Source organism: Amycolatopsis sp. TRM77291 (assembly GCF_054166285.1).
On sequence record NZ_JBSZHF010000001.1, the window covers coordinates 4,958,484 to 4,971,917 of the forward strand.

Sequence of the window (13,434 nt, forward strand, 5' to 3'; positions counted from 1 at the left end):
TCGCGCCTTCGGTGAACCGGTCCATCAACCTCGCCGCGCGCTATAGGTTGTGCGCATGTATGTGCCGACGCAGAACGGTCCGCAGCCGGCCGCCGGTCCTCCCTGGTGGCTCGTCATCGGTCCCGGGTTCGCCGCGCTCATCGGTCTGTTCCTGCTCACCGTGATCTATCGCTTCGACGGTGAGCCGGCCCTGCAGATCGATTTGGGCATGTCCAGCCAGTCGCTGCTGCTGAACGGAGTCGTCGCGTACGTCGTCGCGGCCGCGCTCGCCTTCCCGGCGGGTCTGCTGCCCGGCGCCCGGTTCCCGACCTCGGTGACCGTGCCCGCGCTCGTCTTCATGCTGCTGGGCGTTCTCCTGGTCGCCTTCGGGCCCAGCAGCGGGATGCTTCTGGTCGGCCGGGTGCTCAACGGACTCGGCGCGGGCGCCGCCCTCGGCGTGACCGTCGCGTTGATCCGGCGTCTCAGGACCGGTCGCGGCACAGCGGCCGGGGTGACGGCGGGTCTCGGCGTCCTCGCCCTGGTGATCGCACCGGTCCTCGGCGGGCTGATCTCGGACGCCACCGGCTTTCGCGTGGTGTTCGTGGTGGCCGCGCTGTTCGTGTTCCTCGCGCTCGTCGTCGCCGGGGTCATCGGCATCGTCACGCTGGCCAAGCCGAAGCACGCCTGACCTTCAGTCGCCGAGCGTCCGCAACACCGCGAGCACCTCGTCCGGCACGTCGAGAAGGGACTCGACCTCCGACACCTTCGCGGCCACGCGCCGGTGCGTCGTGCGGCCACGGGCGCTGAGGTGGACGAGGACACGGCGCCTGTCGGCGGCGTCGACCTCGCGATAGGCCTGCGCGGTGGTCACGAGTTTGTCGACCACCCTGGTCAACGTCGGGGCGGTGGCGAGCGTCCGGTCGGCGAGGTCGGCCATGGCGAGGCCGCCCTTGCCGCTCAGCGTGTCCAGCACCAGCCATTGGTCCAAGGTGAGACCTTCCTTGGCGAGCACCTGCTCCACCCTGGCGGCGACGGCCCGGGCGGCGCGGGTGAGCGAGCCGGTGAGCGACATTCCGGCGGCCGTGACGCCGCGTGTCCCCATATCCCGTCCCCTTGCCAAAACCGGACACCCTCGCAATACTTCCAGGTGAAAGCACTTTGACCTTACCGGGCCACCGCACGGAGCGCCATGCCCCCAAGCCTCGCCACCCGGCCCCGCGACGACACCTGGCGTGTGGCCATGGTGGTCCCGTTGCAGGGACCGGCCGGGCTGTTCGGCCCCTCGTGCGAGGCGATCACGGAGCTGGCCGTCCACGAACTCAACCAATCCGGCGGCATCCTCGGCAGGCAGGTCGAGGCCGAGGTGGTCGACGGCGGCGGCACTCCCGCGCGAGTAGCCGGCGAAGTGCGGCGCCTGGTCGACAGCGGACGGGTCGACGCGGTGAGTGGCTGGCACATCTCGTCGATCCGGCACGCGCTCGCGCCGGTCGTGGCCGACAGGGTGCCGTACGTGTACACGTCGCTCTACGAAGGTGGCGAACGCCGCTCGGGCATCTTCTGCACGGGCGAGACGCCGCGCTGCCAGATCGAGCCGGCGCTGCGCTGGCTGCGCGATCATCTCGGGGCCCGGCGCTGGTTCGTCGTCGGTGACGACTACGTCTGGCCGCACCGGTCGACCCGAGCGATCCGCCAGTACGCCAAGGATCTCGGCCTGGGCATCACCGGAGAGGCGTTCGTCGGGCTGGGCGCGGGCGACATGTCCACAGTGGTCCGCGCGGTCGAACAGTCCATAAGCGACGGTGTACTCATGTTGCTGGTCGGGCAGGACGCGGTGCGCTTCAACCGCGCCTTCGCCGCACACGGGCTGAGCGACCGGCTGCTCCGGTTCAGCCCGCTGATGGAGGAGAACATGCTTCTCGCCAGTGGCGCGAACGCCACCGGCAACCTCTACGTCTCCGCCGCCTATTTCCGGTCGATGGTCACCGCCGACGCCATGGACCTCCTCGGCCGTTACGTCGACCGCCACGGCCCCGGCGCCCCGGCCTTGAACAACGCGGCCGAATCCTGTTACGAGGGGCTGCACACGCTGGCCGAACTCGTCGGCAGGGCGGGGACGCCGGAGCTTCCCGCGCTCAACGCCGCGATCGACGGCGTCGCCTATCACGGGCCGCGCGGCACGATCGAGTTCCGCGGGCAGCAGGCGGATCAGCACGTCCATCTCGCGGTCGCCGACGGCTACGACTTCGAAGTCCTCACCCGGCTCTGAAAGCCGCCTCTTGACTCGCTCCGGCGCACCACATACTTTCATTTGAAATTATTCCATGTGACGCACGTTCTGCGGAGGTGAGCATGGGCAACGTGGGCCTGCTCTACGTCGGCGCCGCCTTGATGATCAACGGCCTGACGTTGCTCGGCCGGATACCACCGCGTTCGGCGGCGGTACTGAACCTGTTCGTCGGCTCGCTGCAGTGCGTCACCCCGACCGTGCTGATCGTCCAGGCGAACGGGAATCCGGACGCGATCCTCGCCGCGTCCGGCCTCTACCTGTTCGGTTTCACCTATCTGTACGTCGGCATCGCGAACCTCGCCGGCCTGGAGCCCGAAGGCATCGGCTGGTTCTCGCTCTTCGTGGCGGGCGCCGCCGTGGTGTACGCCGGGATCGCCTTCTGGCACGGCGACGACCCTGTTTTCGGCGTCATCTGGCTGTCCTGGGCGTTGCTGTGGACGTTGTTCTTCCTCGTACTCGGCCTGGGCAAAGAACATCTGACGCGATTCACCGGCTGGACCGTCCTGCTGCTCAGCCAGCCGACGTGCACGGTGCCCGCCTTCCTCGGCCTCACCGGCGCCTACCGCAGCGACGGCGGCACCGCGCTGCTGGCGGCCGCGATCGCGGTGGCGCTGGTCGCGGCCGCCGGATCCCTCGACGTCCTGAAAAACCGTTCGGAGAAAAGGAGTCTTCATGCGACACGGTGACATTTCCGCCAGCCCGGACACGGTCGGCGTCGCGGTGGTCAACTACAAGATGCCGCGCCTGCATACGAAGGCCGAAGTCCTCGACAACGCCCGCAAGATCGCCGAAATGGTGGTGGGCATGAAGTCCGGGCTTCCCGGCATGGACCTCGTGGTGTTCCCCGAGTACTCGACGCAGGGCATCATGTACGACCCGAAGGAGATGTACGAGACCGCGGCGACGATTCCCGGCGAGGAGACCGAGATCTTCGCCGCCGCGTGCCGGGAAGCCCAGACCTGGGGCGTCTTCTCGATCACCGGCGAGCGGCACGAGGACCACCCGGCCAAACCGCCGTACAACACGCTCGTGCTCATCAACGACCGCGGCGAGATCGTCCAGAAATACCGCAAGATCCTGCCCTGGTGCCCGATCGAGGGCTGGTACCCGGGCGAAGACACCTACGTCAGCGACGGTCCCAAGGGCATGAAGATCTCGCTGATCATCTGCGACGACGGCAACTATCCGGAGATCTGGCGCGACTGCGCGATGAAGGGCGCCGAGCTCATCGTGCGCTGCCAGGGCTATATGTACCCGGCCAAGGAACAGCAGGTCCTCATGGCCAAGGCGATGGCGTGGGCCAACAACTGTTACGTGGCCGTGGCGAACGCCGCCGGTTTCGACGGCGTGTACTCGTACTTCGGCCATTCCGCGATCATCGGCTTCGACGGCCGCACGCTCGGCGAGACCGGCGAAGAGGAATACGGGATCCAATACGCGCAACTGTCGGTTTCGGCGATCCGCGACGCGCGGACCTACGACCAGTCGCAGAACCACATCTTCAAACTGCTGCACCGCGGCTACACCGGTGTGCAGGACGCGGACGAAGGCGACAAGGGCGTGGCGGACTGCCCGTTCGACTTCTACAAGCTCTGGGTCACCGACGCCAAGAAGGCGCAGGAGAAGGTCGAGTCGATCACCCGCGACACCATCGCTCCTCGGCACCCCTGACGAGGACGGCCCGCCCTAGACTCGGCGCATGGACAGGATCGACAGCGGCAGCCGGACGATCGCCGCCCCGCCAGAGACCGTCTACCGTGCACTCCTGGACCGGGAGTCGCTCGAAGCCTGGCTCCCGCCCGAAGGTATGCGCGGCCGGATCGAGCATTGGGATCCGCGGCCAGGCGGCGGTTTCCGCATGATCCTCACCTACCTCGACGCGTCCGCCGCGCCCGGCAAGTCGTCGGACGCGACGGACGTCGTCGAAGTCGGGTTCGCCGAGCTGGTGCCCGCCGAACGGGTGGTGCAGCGGGCCGTATTCGAGTCCGAAGACCCGGCCTTCGCGGGCACCATGACGATGACCTGGAGCCTGGCCGCCGCGGATGACGGCACCGAGGTGACCGTCACCGCGACGGACGTGCCGTCCGGCATCGGCCAGGCGGATCACGAAGCCGGGATCGCCTCTTCCCTGGCCAATCTGGCTTCCTTCGCCGAAACGCGCTGACGGCCGGACGCGATGACGATCGCGGCGAGGACGGCCATCACCAGCGGCACGACCAGCGCCGCCCGGAACCCGCCGAGCGCGGCCTCTCGCGAACCGTCACCGAGCGCGGCAACGTTGACGGCGGTCACCGCGGACAGGCCGAGCGCCGCGCCGAACTGGAACGCCGTGTACAGCAGGCCGCCCGCGAGTCCCTGTTCGTCCTCGGCGATCCCGTCGGTGGCGACGATCGTCAGCGGACCGTAGGCGAGCGCGAACCCGAGCCCCAGGATGATCATCGACGGGAACATCGCCGCGTACGTCCAGTCCAGGCCCAGCGGCAGGAAGAGCGCGTACGCCACGGCGGCGAGCACGAGTCCGCCGAAGATCAGCCTGGTGTTGCCGAACCTCGCCACCAGCCGCGGGGTCAGGGTCGGCGCGAGGATCGCGTCGATCCCCACGGCCAGCAGCGCCAGGCTCGTCTCCAGCGTCGACCAGCCCCGCAATTCCTGCAGGTACAGCGTGACGAGGAACTGGAACCCGAAGAACGAACCGGCGAACAGCAGGGCGCTGACGTTCGCCCGCACCAGCGGACCCGACTTGAGGATGCCCAGCCGCACCAGCGGCGCGGGCGAGCGGCGTTCGACGGCCACGAAGGCCGTCAGCGCCGCCACTCCCCCGGCGAACGACGCGAGGGTCCAGCCCCAGCCCTGTCCGGGGTGCTCCAACCGGACCACCGCGTAAGCGATCAGCAGCATCGCCACGGTCACGGTGAGCGCTCCGGGGAGGTCCAGGCGACGCCGCACGCGTTCCTCGCCCGCCGGTTCCTTGATCAGCCACAGCGCGGCGAGCAGGATGACGGCGGACAGGATCACCGGAGTGAAGAACACCCAGCGCCAGTCGATCCTGGTCAGCAGGCCGCCGATGACCAGGCCGAGCGAGAAGCCGCCCGCCCCGGTGCCGGCGTAGAACAGCAGCGCCTTGTTGCGTTTCGGGCCTTCCTCGAAGCTGGTGGTGATGATGGACAGCCCGGCCGGGGTCATGAAGGCCGCGGCGACGCCGGTGACGAACCGGGCGAGCAGCAGCATCCAGCCCTCGGTGGCGAACCCGCCCAGCCCGGAGAAGACGAGGAACACCACCAGCCAGGCGATGAACATGCGACGTCGGCCGTACATGTCGGCGGCGCGCCCGCCCAGCAGCATGAACCCGCCGTAGCCGAGCACGTAGGCGCTCACGACGCCGCTCAGCGTCGCCGTCGACAGCCCGAGTTCGGCCCGGATGGACGGCAGCGCCACGTTGAGCATCGCGACGTCGATGCCCTCCAGGAAGATGGCGCCGCACAGCACTACGAGCACGCCCCAGGCCCGCCCGCCCATCCGGTCGGCGCGCGGAAGCGTTTGCGAGTTGCTCAAGATCGGATCTCCCTCAGTGAACGGGGAACCGACGGTTACTGATCCGCCGGTCGGTTCCCTCTTGTAACCAAGGGGATCTTCCGTCACCATCGACGACCATGGAAGAAGGCACTTTGAACTCACCTAGTCGTTGTGAACTCACCGAGGAGGACTACGAGGCCTTCCAGTGGGACACGCGCGAGGACTGCGAGGTCCGCCAGATCCTCGACCGGGTGGCGGACAAATGGTCACTCCTGGTGATCGCGCTGCTCGACCGGAACACGCTGCGGTTCACCGAGCTCAAGTACAAGATCGACGGCATCAGCCAGCGCATGCTCACCACCACGCTGCGCCACCTCGAACGGGACGGGCTGGTGAGCCGCACCGTCTATCCGGTGGTGCCGCCCCGGGTCGAGTACGCGCTGACGCCGCTGGGGATGACGCTGCACAAGACGATCCAGTCGCTGGTCACCTGGACCGAGGACCACCAGGGCGAGATCGCCCTCGCGCGCGCCCAGTACGACAAACGCGCCACCGTCTAGGGAGCCGCATGGCCAGACTGTCCGGAGGGGATCCGTCACTGCTGCGGCGGCTCAACGCCATCGCCGTCCTGCGGGCGCTGTACGAGGCCGAGGAACTCACTCTCGCGGAGCTGGTCAAGGCGAGCGAGGTCTCCCGTCCGACGGTCGAGGAGATCGCCGCCGACCTCGGGGAACAGGGGCTGGTCGAGGAGGTCCCGCTTCCGCCTGGCGCGCCGCGGCCGGTGGGGCGGCCCGCCAAGCGGTACCGCTTCCGCCACGAGTCCGGGCACGTCGCCGGCCTCGAGATCGGCCCGCGTCAGGCGTTGTGCCTGGTCGCCGACCTGCGGGGCGAGGTCGTCGGACGGGCGAAGGCCGGGCTCACCCCCGAGACGGACGCGGCCACCCGGCTCGGCACCGCGCACCGGGTGCTCGCCACGGCCGTCGAAGGCCACGTCGGCGTGCGGGTGCTCGGCATCGGCACCACGGGCGTGGTGTCCGGCGGCAAGGTCGTCCACAACTACCGCCTACCCGGCTGGACCGGCGTCGACCTGCCTGCGGAGTTCGGCGGCGGCTGCCCCGTGCTGGCCGGGAACGACACCGAACTCGCCACGCTGGCCGAACACTGGCGCGGTGCCGCGCGCGGCGTCGACGACGTCGTCTACGTGCGGACCGGGCACACCGTCTCGCTGGGCCTGCTGCTCGGCGGGAAGCTGCACGCGGGCCACCACGGCGCCGCCGGCGAGATCGGCGCCCTGCGGCCGGCGGGCGGGTTCGCCGAACTGGTCGCCGCCACCGTCCTCGCGGTCGACCCGCAGCTGGTGGTGTTCGGCGGGACCGGGGATCTGACGGCGACGGTGCGTGCCGAGCTCGCTCGGCTGTGCCTGTTCCCGGTGCGCGTCGAGACGTCGGCGCTCGGTGAGGACTCGGTGGCGCTCGGCGCGGTCCGGCTGGCGCTGAACCGCGTGGAGCGCGACCTGTTCAGTGTCGAGGACGTCGCCTGAGCAGGCTGATCACCACGATCAGCACGGCCACCGCGCCGCTGGTGAACAGCTGCGTCCGCGCGTCGGCGTCCGTCCACATGAGAACGAGGACGCCCGCCATCGCGAGCAGCGCGACCCAGCTGAGCCAAGGGAAACCCCACATCCGCACCGGCAGGTCCGCGGCCGTGCCGTCCCGTTCCGCCGCCTTCCGCAGCCGCAGCTGCGAGATCGCGACGAAGATCCAGACGAGCAGGATGTTCGCCCCGATGGCGTTCAGAAGGAAGGGCAGGACGTGTTCGGGGGCGAGGAAGTTCAGCAGTACGGCCACGAAACCGAAGGCCACCGACGCGAGCACCGCCGTCCGCGGGACGCCCGCTCCGGACAGCTTCAGCATCGCGCGCGGCGCTTCGCCGCGTTCGGCCAGCGAGAACACCATCCGCGAGGCGCCGTAGAGGTTGGCGTTCAACGCCGACAGCAGCGAGGTCAGCACGACGAAACTCATCAAGAGCGCCGCGGACGGCACCCCGATCCGCTCCAGGATGGTCACGAACGGGCTGGTGTTGGCCGACGCGGTCTCCCACGGCAGCAACAGCACCATCAGCGTCACGGAACCGACGTAGAACAGCAGCAACCGCACGATGACCGTGCGCGTGGTGCGGCGGATGGAATCCGCCGGGTCGTCGGACTCCGCCGCGGCGATGGTGACCAGTTCCATGCCGCCGAAGGAGAACGCGACCGCGAGCAGACCGGTCAGCACGCCTTGGAGGCCGTTGGGCAGGAAACCGCCGTGCCCGGTGAGGTTGTCCAGGCCGACCGGCGTCGTACCCGGCAGGATCCCGAACACCGCCAGTGTGCCCAGGACGAGGAAGGCGACCACGGCGGTCACCTTGATCGCGCCGAACCAGAACTCGAACTCCCCGAACGAGCGCACCGCGAACAGGTTCACCACCGTCAGCACCGCCATGAACAGCAGCACCCAGGTCCACTGTGGAACCTGCGGCAGCAGCCCGTTCGCGATCCCCGCCGCCGCGGTGGCCTCGGCCGCGACCACGACCACCAGCAGCGACCAGTACAGCCAGCCGACGGTGAACCCGGCCCAGCGCCCGAGCGCCTTCTCCGCGTACACCGAGAACGAACCGCTGCTCGGCTCGGCGGCGGCCATCTCGCCCAGCATGCGCATCACGAGCACCATGAGCAGGCCCGCGACCACGTACGACAGCAGGATGCCCGGCCCGGCGGTCTTGATCCCCGCGCCGGTGCCGACGAACAGTCCGGCGCCGATCGCCCCGCTGATGGCCAGCATGGTGACGTGCCGCCGCCGGAAGCCGGTGCCGAGCGACCGGGTCCCGGTCGCGGTCACGGGTTCGGCGGGGCCTGGTGCGGGCATGGTGGATCCATTCGTCTGCGGTACGCGGGAGCTCAACCGCGGGACAACTCTTCCAGCCGTTCGTGGAGCCGGTCGACGTGGTCCTCGCTTTCGGGCTTCATCAGCACGCTACGCAGGATCCTCGCGCCGTCCGCATCCGCGTCGGCCCCGGTGTGACGCAGACCGAACTGCGGCTCGCTCACCCGCAGCGTGCTGAGGAACACCGGTTCCCTCGCCGCGGCCATGCCGTTGCGCAGGATCCGCGCGCTCGCCTGGTCGATGTTCGACAGCGAGAACGGTTCCGTGCGGGGGAAGTACGTGACGATGTCGAGTTCCGGTGGCTGGTACAGGTCGAACCGCTCGGAGTCCTCCAGCAGCTTCGCCCACCGCAGCGCCGCGCGGCGCCCGGCGGCGAGCACCCGGCCCAGCCCGTCGGGGGTGGGCGGCAGCACCCGGAAGGTGAGCCACAACGCGGCGGCGGCCGCGCCCGCCCGGGAGCATTCGAGGCTGATCTCGCCGAGATGCAGGTCTTCCGAGGTGAAGTAGGTGTACGGCGAATCGTGCAGGTAGAACCGGCCCGCCGCGGGGTCTTTGAACAGCACCGCGCCGCAACCGTAGGGCTGGAGGCCGTGCTTGTGCGGATCGATGACGATCGAATCGGCCTCGGCGATGGCCAGCCACGGGGCTTCGGGGAGCCCTTCCGGACCGTCCAAACCGGACAGAAGCCGGAAGAATCCACCGTAGGCGGCATCGACGTGCACGCGGACGCCGTAGCGTTCACGCAGCGCCAGCGCCTCGTGGACCGGCTCCACCGTGCCGAGCGCGGTCGTCCCGGCGGTGAGCACGACGGTGCCGATCTTCCCGGTGCGCAGCAGGTCTTCGAGCGCGTCGAGGTCCATCGCGCCGCGCGCGTCGGCAGGCACCGTATGCCCCTCGACGCCGAGCACGCCGCACATCCGGCCATGCGTGTAATGCGCCTCGGCGCTGTACGCGATCCCTTTGCCCGGATGCGTTTCCCGCGCGACGAACAGCGCTTCGAGGTTCGCCATCGTGCCGCTGGTGGTCAGATGCCCCAGATGTTCCGCGTAGCCGAACATCTGGGCCAGCTGCCGGACGACCTCGCGTTCCATCTCGGCCGTCGCGGGACCCCCGTCGAGCGCGTGGTTGTTGGGGTTGACCAGCATCGCGGACAGGTAGCCGACGACCGCGGCCGGATGCGGCGGTTTGAGCATCTGGCCGGCGTAGGAGGGGTGGAAGAACGGGTAGTTGTCCTTCAGCCGCTCGGTGAGCTCCTCGAACGCCGCCTCGAACCGCCCGTCGGAGATCTCCAGCGACGGATGCGGCCGGAAGCCGGCGAACGTCTCCGCCCACGCCTCGTTCGACGTCAACGCCTGACCGAGCCAGTACCGGAAGTCCATCGAGCACGCCCTTCGCTTCGTTCGGCTCCAAAAAACGTAGGAGCCGGTGAAGGCCGCGCGCAACCGTCTTCGGTAGGGGTCAGATCTTGCGGGTCCGCCGCTCCTCGCCCTTCTCCTCCAGTTGCCGGACGATCTCCCGCAGCGAAGCGGCCAGCTCGGTGCACTTCTCGGGGCTGAGCCGGGCGGTGACGAACGCTTCCTCCTGGTTGAACTCCGGGAAGAGCTCCCGCATCAGCCGTTCCCCTTCCGGGGTCAGCGCGAGCAGTACCAATCGTCCGTCGACCGGATGTTTGCGCCGGGTGACCAGGCCGTGCGCCTCCAGGGTCTTCATGACGCCGGTGAGCGTTCCCTTGGTGATACCGGACTCGGCGGCGACGTGCCTGGTCTCCTTCTCGCCGAAGATCCACACCACCCACAGCACCACGAACGCGGTCCAGGTGAGACCCGCCGTGCGCAGGACCGAGTTCTCGAAGTGCAGCCGGACGGCCGTCGCGGCGCGGTGGAGATTGGCCACCGCCTCCATCCGCTCCCACAGCAGCGGGATACCGCCCAGTTTGGCCCGCACGGCGGTCTCGGTCTCGGCCAGTGTGTGATATCCGGTCAACAGCCACATCCTCACCGGCCCCGGAGGTACCAGCCCGGTGGGCGCGCACCCCCGCGCACCCGCTCCGCAGATCGTATGCGGAACGGGCGTGAGTCCACAGTGGCCTTTCGGAGGCTAAGCGGCGGGCGCCAGCGGCTCCACGAGTTCTTGTCCTGTTTCGGACAATTCCGCCGGTACCCGGCTGCAGGGAACACCACCGGCGGGAAGCCGGATCAGCCCGGCGTGGGCGAGGCGGTGGGCCGTGCTCTGGTCGCTGCACGGCAGACCGTCGACATAGAGGTCCGGCTCCAGGCTGACGGTGATCTCAGCCCGGCCCTGTGCCACGGCTCGCAGCATGGCCAGGGCCCGGTACGACAGGCCTTCGGGGTCCTGCGCTCTCTCGTTCATTCGGGGTCACTCCTCTGACCTGGGAGTTTCCCGTCAGCGGCGGTTCAAACATGACCCCGGTCACCGTTGGGGTACGGCCGCGCGATGCTCGGCGATGTCGCCGAACAGGTCGCCCATCTCCTCGACGCGCTCGAGCACCTGCCCGGCGGTGAACAGCAGGTCTTCGGCCTTGCGGCATGCTTCGACCTCCTCCCAGGTCACCGGGGTGGAGACGGTGGGGATGGCGCGGCCGCGCAGCGAGTACGGCGCGATGGTGGTCTTGGCGGTGTTGTTCTGGCTCCAGTCGATGAACACCCGGCCGGGGCGGATGGCCTTGGTCATCCTGGCGACGATGGTCTCCGGCGAACGGCGCGCGAGTTCCTCCGCGACGGCCCTGGCGTACTCGGAGGTGCGTTCGTCCGACCGCGTGCGCACCGGGCAGTACAGCTGCATTCCCTTGTTGCCGCTCGTCTTCGCGTACACCGTCAGGCCGTCCCCGGTCAGCAGGTCGCTGAGGGTCTCGGCCACCCGGCAGCAGTCGACGACGTCCGCGGGCGGCCCCGGATCGAGATCGAACACCAGCAGATCGGGCGATTTCCGCGCGCCGCGCGGACCGACGGTCCACTGTGGAATGTGCAGTTCCAGCGCGGCGAGATTGGCCGCCCACATCAGCGTCGGCAGGTCGCCGACCACCGGGTAGTCGAGCGTCTCCTCCCCGCCACGGCGGCCGCGGTTGGTGAGCCGCGCCGTGCGCACCCAGTCGGGGGCGTGCCGGGAAACGTTCTTCTCGTAGAACGGCTCGCCGTCGACGCCGTCGGGGAACCGGCGGAACGTGGCGGCCCGGTCACGCAGATGGGGGAGCATGACGGGGGCTATCCGGCGGTAGTAGTCGAGGACCTCGCGTTTGGTGAAACCGTGCGCGGGGTAGAGCACCTTGTCCAGATTGGACAGGCCCAGTCGCCGCCCCTCGACCTCGACCGTCATCCGCTGCTCAGGCACTCTTCGACGATAGAGGACCGGCGGGATTTCCGGGTACCGTGAGGCATGAGCACCGTGCCGGACGCGATCGCCCCGATGCTGGCGACCGACGGCGACCTGCCCACCGGTGGCTGGGGCTACGAATACAAATGGGACGGCTACCGCTGCTGCCTGCGTGTCGCGCGCGACGGCGAGACGCGTCTGACCAGCCGCCGCGGTCTCGACGTCACGGCGACGTACCCGGACGTGACCGCGGAAGCGCTGAGCGGGCACGAAGCCGTCCTCGACGGTGAGATCGTCGTCCTCGACGAGCAGGGGCGGCCCAGCTTCCCGCTGTTGCAGACCCGGCATCTGCGCACCCCGGACGCGTCCCTGCTGGAACGCAGCCCGGTGCATTTCTTCGCCTTCGACGTGCTGTTCCTCGACGGTGAAGCCCTGCTCGACGAGCCGTACGAGGCCAGGCGCGAGGTGCTGACGTCCCTGGGCGCCGGCGGCCGCATCGCCATCCCACCGGGTTACACCGACGGTGACATCTCCCCCGATCAGCTGCTCGACGTCGTCCGGCAGCACGGGCTCGAAGGGCTGATCGCGAAGAAGCTCGACAGCCGCTACCACCCCGGCAAGCGGACCCAGCAATGGATCAAACGGGCGCTGTGGCACACCCAGGAGGTCGTGATCGGCGGCTGGCGACCCGGTGATGGGCGGCGCTCGGGGACGCTCGGCGCGTTGCTGCTGGGCGCGCACGACGAATCAGGCGGCCTTCGGTACATCGGCGACGTCGGGACCGGGTTCAGCGACAAGGTCCTCGAAGACCTGCACGCCCGGCTCGCCCCGCTGGAGCGGAAGAAGCCACCGTTCGCGTCGGAGGTCCCGCGCGACCGGGCCCGGCGGGTGCGCTGGGTGGAGCCCGAACTCGTCGGGGAGGTCGTGCACCGGAACTGGACGCCGGACGGCCGCCTGCGGCACACGACCTGGCGAGGACTGCGGGCGGACAAGACACCCGAGGACGTCAAGCTACCCTCCGCTGGATGAACCGCAGCAGGTTGCCGGAGGGGTCGAGGAAGGCGCAATCGCGGACTCCGCCGGGCCGGTCGATCGGTTCCTGCATCACTTCCGCGCCCGCGGCCTCGATCCGCTCGAAAGTGCCGACGCAGTCGTCGGTGGCGAAGACGAGACGGCTCAGCAAGGCTTTGGCCATCAGGTCTTCGATCGCGGACCGGTCCGCCGGTGAGGCGCCCCGGCCGGGTGGTTCGAGGACGATCCGCACGTCCGGCTGCGAAGGCGGGCCGACACTCACCGGGCCGTCGTCCCACACGGTGAATCCGAGCACGTCACGGTAGAAGCCGAGCGCGCTGCCGACATCGTGGACGACGAGTGCGCAGGAGGAGAACCGGAGTTCCATGC

Annotated in this window: 16 protein-coding genes; 8 read left to right on the forward strand and 8 right to left on the reverse strand. The window is 69.2% G+C overall.

What is annotated here, in order from left to right; all coding sequences use genetic code 11:
* The first annotated feature begins 55 nt into the window (after nt 1–55).
* Nucleotides 56–667 carry an MFS transporter gene (locus ACXIZN_RS22915; RefSeq protein ID WP_457956791.1) on the forward strand — a complete coding sequence of 204 codons (612 nt, stop codon included), beginning with the start codon at nt 56–58 and terminating at the stop codon, nt 665–667.
* Between the two features lie 3 nt (nt 668–670).
* Here ACXIZN_RS22915 and ACXIZN_RS22920 read toward each other — a convergent pair whose 3' ends face one another.
* The gene (locus ACXIZN_RS22920) at nt 671–1,081 is read right to left on the reverse strand and encodes a MarR family transcriptional regulator (protein ID WP_457956792.1); all 411 of its coding nucleotides are present in this window, start codon (nt 1,079–1,081) and stop codon (nt 671–673) included.
* A gap of 87 nt (nt 1,082–1,168) precedes the next feature.
* Here ACXIZN_RS22920 and ACXIZN_RS22925 point away from each other — a divergent pair, with 87 nt between their 5' ends.
* The 4 genes from ACXIZN_RS22925 to ACXIZN_RS22940 all read left to right on the forward strand — a co-directional run bounded on the left by ACXIZN_RS22925 (nt 1,169) and on the right by ACXIZN_RS22940 (nt 4,430).
* Complete coding sequence (locus tag ACXIZN_RS22925; protein ID WP_457956793.1) at nt 1,169–2,245, forward strand: substrate-binding domain-containing protein; 1,077 nt, start codon at nt 1,169–1,171, stop codon at nt 2,243–2,245.
* 83 nt (nt 2,246–2,328) lie between these two features.
* Nucleotides 2,329–2,952, forward strand: coding sequence for an AmiS/UreI family transporter (locus tag ACXIZN_RS22930; RefSeq protein WP_457956795.1), 624 nt, complete (start codon nt 2,329–2,331; stop codon nt 2,950–2,952).
* Complete coding sequence (locus ACXIZN_RS22935; protein WP_457956796.1) at nt 2,939–3,937, forward strand: aliphatic amidase; 999 nt, start codon at nt 2,939–2,941, stop codon at nt 3,935–3,937. The genes ACXIZN_RS22930 and ACXIZN_RS22935 overlap by 14 nt, the downstream gene beginning before the upstream one ends.
* Nucleotides 3,938–3,965: 28 nt before the next feature.
* Nucleotides 3,966–4,430, forward strand: a complete 465-nt coding sequence (locus ACXIZN_RS22940) for an SRPBCC family protein (RefSeq protein ID WP_457956798.1) — start codon at nt 3,966–3,968, stop codon at nt 4,428–4,430.
* On the opposite strand, the gene ACXIZN_RS22945 is transcribed toward ACXIZN_RS22940, so the two are convergent.
* Nucleotides 4,370–5,782, reverse strand: a complete 1,413-nt coding sequence (locus ACXIZN_RS22945; RefSeq protein WP_457960576.1) for an MFS transporter — start codon at nt 5,780–5,782, stop codon at nt 4,370–4,372. The two genes, ACXIZN_RS22940 and ACXIZN_RS22945, sit on opposite strands and share 61 nt — an antisense overlap.
* A gap of 134 nt (nt 5,783–5,916) precedes the next feature.
* On the opposite strand from ACXIZN_RS22945, the gene ACXIZN_RS22950 reads away from it, so the two are divergent.
* Nucleotides 5,917–6,339 carry a winged helix-turn-helix transcriptional regulator gene (locus ACXIZN_RS22950; protein WP_126729871.1) on the forward strand — a complete coding sequence of 141 codons (423 nt, stop codon included), beginning with the start codon at nt 5,917–5,919 and terminating at the stop codon, nt 6,337–6,339.
* A gap of 8 nt (nt 6,340–6,347) precedes the next feature.
* Complete coding sequence (locus tag ACXIZN_RS22955) at nt 6,348–7,319, forward strand: ROK family transcriptional regulator (RefSeq protein ID WP_457956799.1); 972 nt, start codon at nt 6,348–6,350, stop codon at nt 7,317–7,319.
* Here ACXIZN_RS22955 and ACXIZN_RS22960 read toward each other — a convergent pair.
* From ACXIZN_RS22960 to ligD (ACXIZN_RS22980), 5 genes are all read right to left on the reverse strand, one after another.
* Nucleotides 7,297–8,685 carry an amino acid permease gene (locus ACXIZN_RS22960; protein WP_457956801.1) on the reverse strand — a complete coding sequence of 463 codons (1,389 nt, stop codon included), beginning with the start codon at nt 8,683–8,685 and terminating at the stop codon, nt 7,297–7,299. The two genes, ACXIZN_RS22955 and ACXIZN_RS22960, sit on opposite strands and share 23 nt — an antisense overlap.
* A gap of 32 nt (nt 8,686–8,717) precedes the next feature.
* Nucleotides 8,718–10,082, reverse strand: a complete 1,365-nt coding sequence (locus ACXIZN_RS22965; RefSeq protein ID WP_457956802.1) for a pyridoxal phosphate-dependent decarboxylase family protein — start codon at nt 10,080–10,082, stop codon at nt 8,718–8,720.
* A gap of 79 nt (nt 10,083–10,161) precedes the next feature.
* Complete coding sequence (locus tag ACXIZN_RS22970; RefSeq protein WP_126730007.1) at nt 10,162–10,695, reverse strand: MarR family winged helix-turn-helix transcriptional regulator; 534 nt, start codon at nt 10,693–10,695, stop codon at nt 10,162–10,164.
* A 105-nt stretch (nt 10,696–10,800) separates the two neighbouring features.
* Nucleotides 10,801–11,073 carry a hypothetical protein gene (locus tag ACXIZN_RS22975; RefSeq protein WP_457956803.1) on the reverse strand — a complete coding sequence of 91 codons (273 nt, stop codon included), beginning with the start codon at nt 11,071–11,073 and terminating at the stop codon, nt 10,801–10,803.
* A 60-nt stretch (nt 11,074–11,133) separates the two neighbouring features.
* Entirely contained in the window at nt 11,134–12,051 is a 918-nt protein-coding gene (gene ligD / locus ACXIZN_RS22980; protein WP_457956804.1) for a non-homologous end-joining DNA ligase, read from the reverse strand.
* Nucleotides 12,052–12,096: 45 nt separating this feature from the next.
* On the opposite strand from ligD (ACXIZN_RS22980), the gene ligD (ACXIZN_RS22985) reads away from it, so the two are divergent.
* Nucleotides 12,097–13,062 carry a non-homologous end-joining DNA ligase gene (gene ligD / locus ACXIZN_RS22985; protein WP_457956805.1) on the forward strand — a complete coding sequence of 322 codons (966 nt, stop codon included), beginning with the start codon at nt 12,097–12,099 and terminating at the stop codon, nt 13,060–13,062.
* On the opposite strand, the gene ACXIZN_RS22990 is transcribed toward ligD (ACXIZN_RS22985), so the two are convergent.
* Entirely contained in the window at nt 13,040–13,432 is a 393-nt protein-coding gene (locus ACXIZN_RS22990; protein WP_457956807.1) for a VOC family protein, read from the reverse strand. The genes ligD (ACXIZN_RS22985) and ACXIZN_RS22990 overlap by 23 nt on opposite strands.
* Between the last annotated feature and the right edge of the window lie 2 nt (nt 13,433–13,434).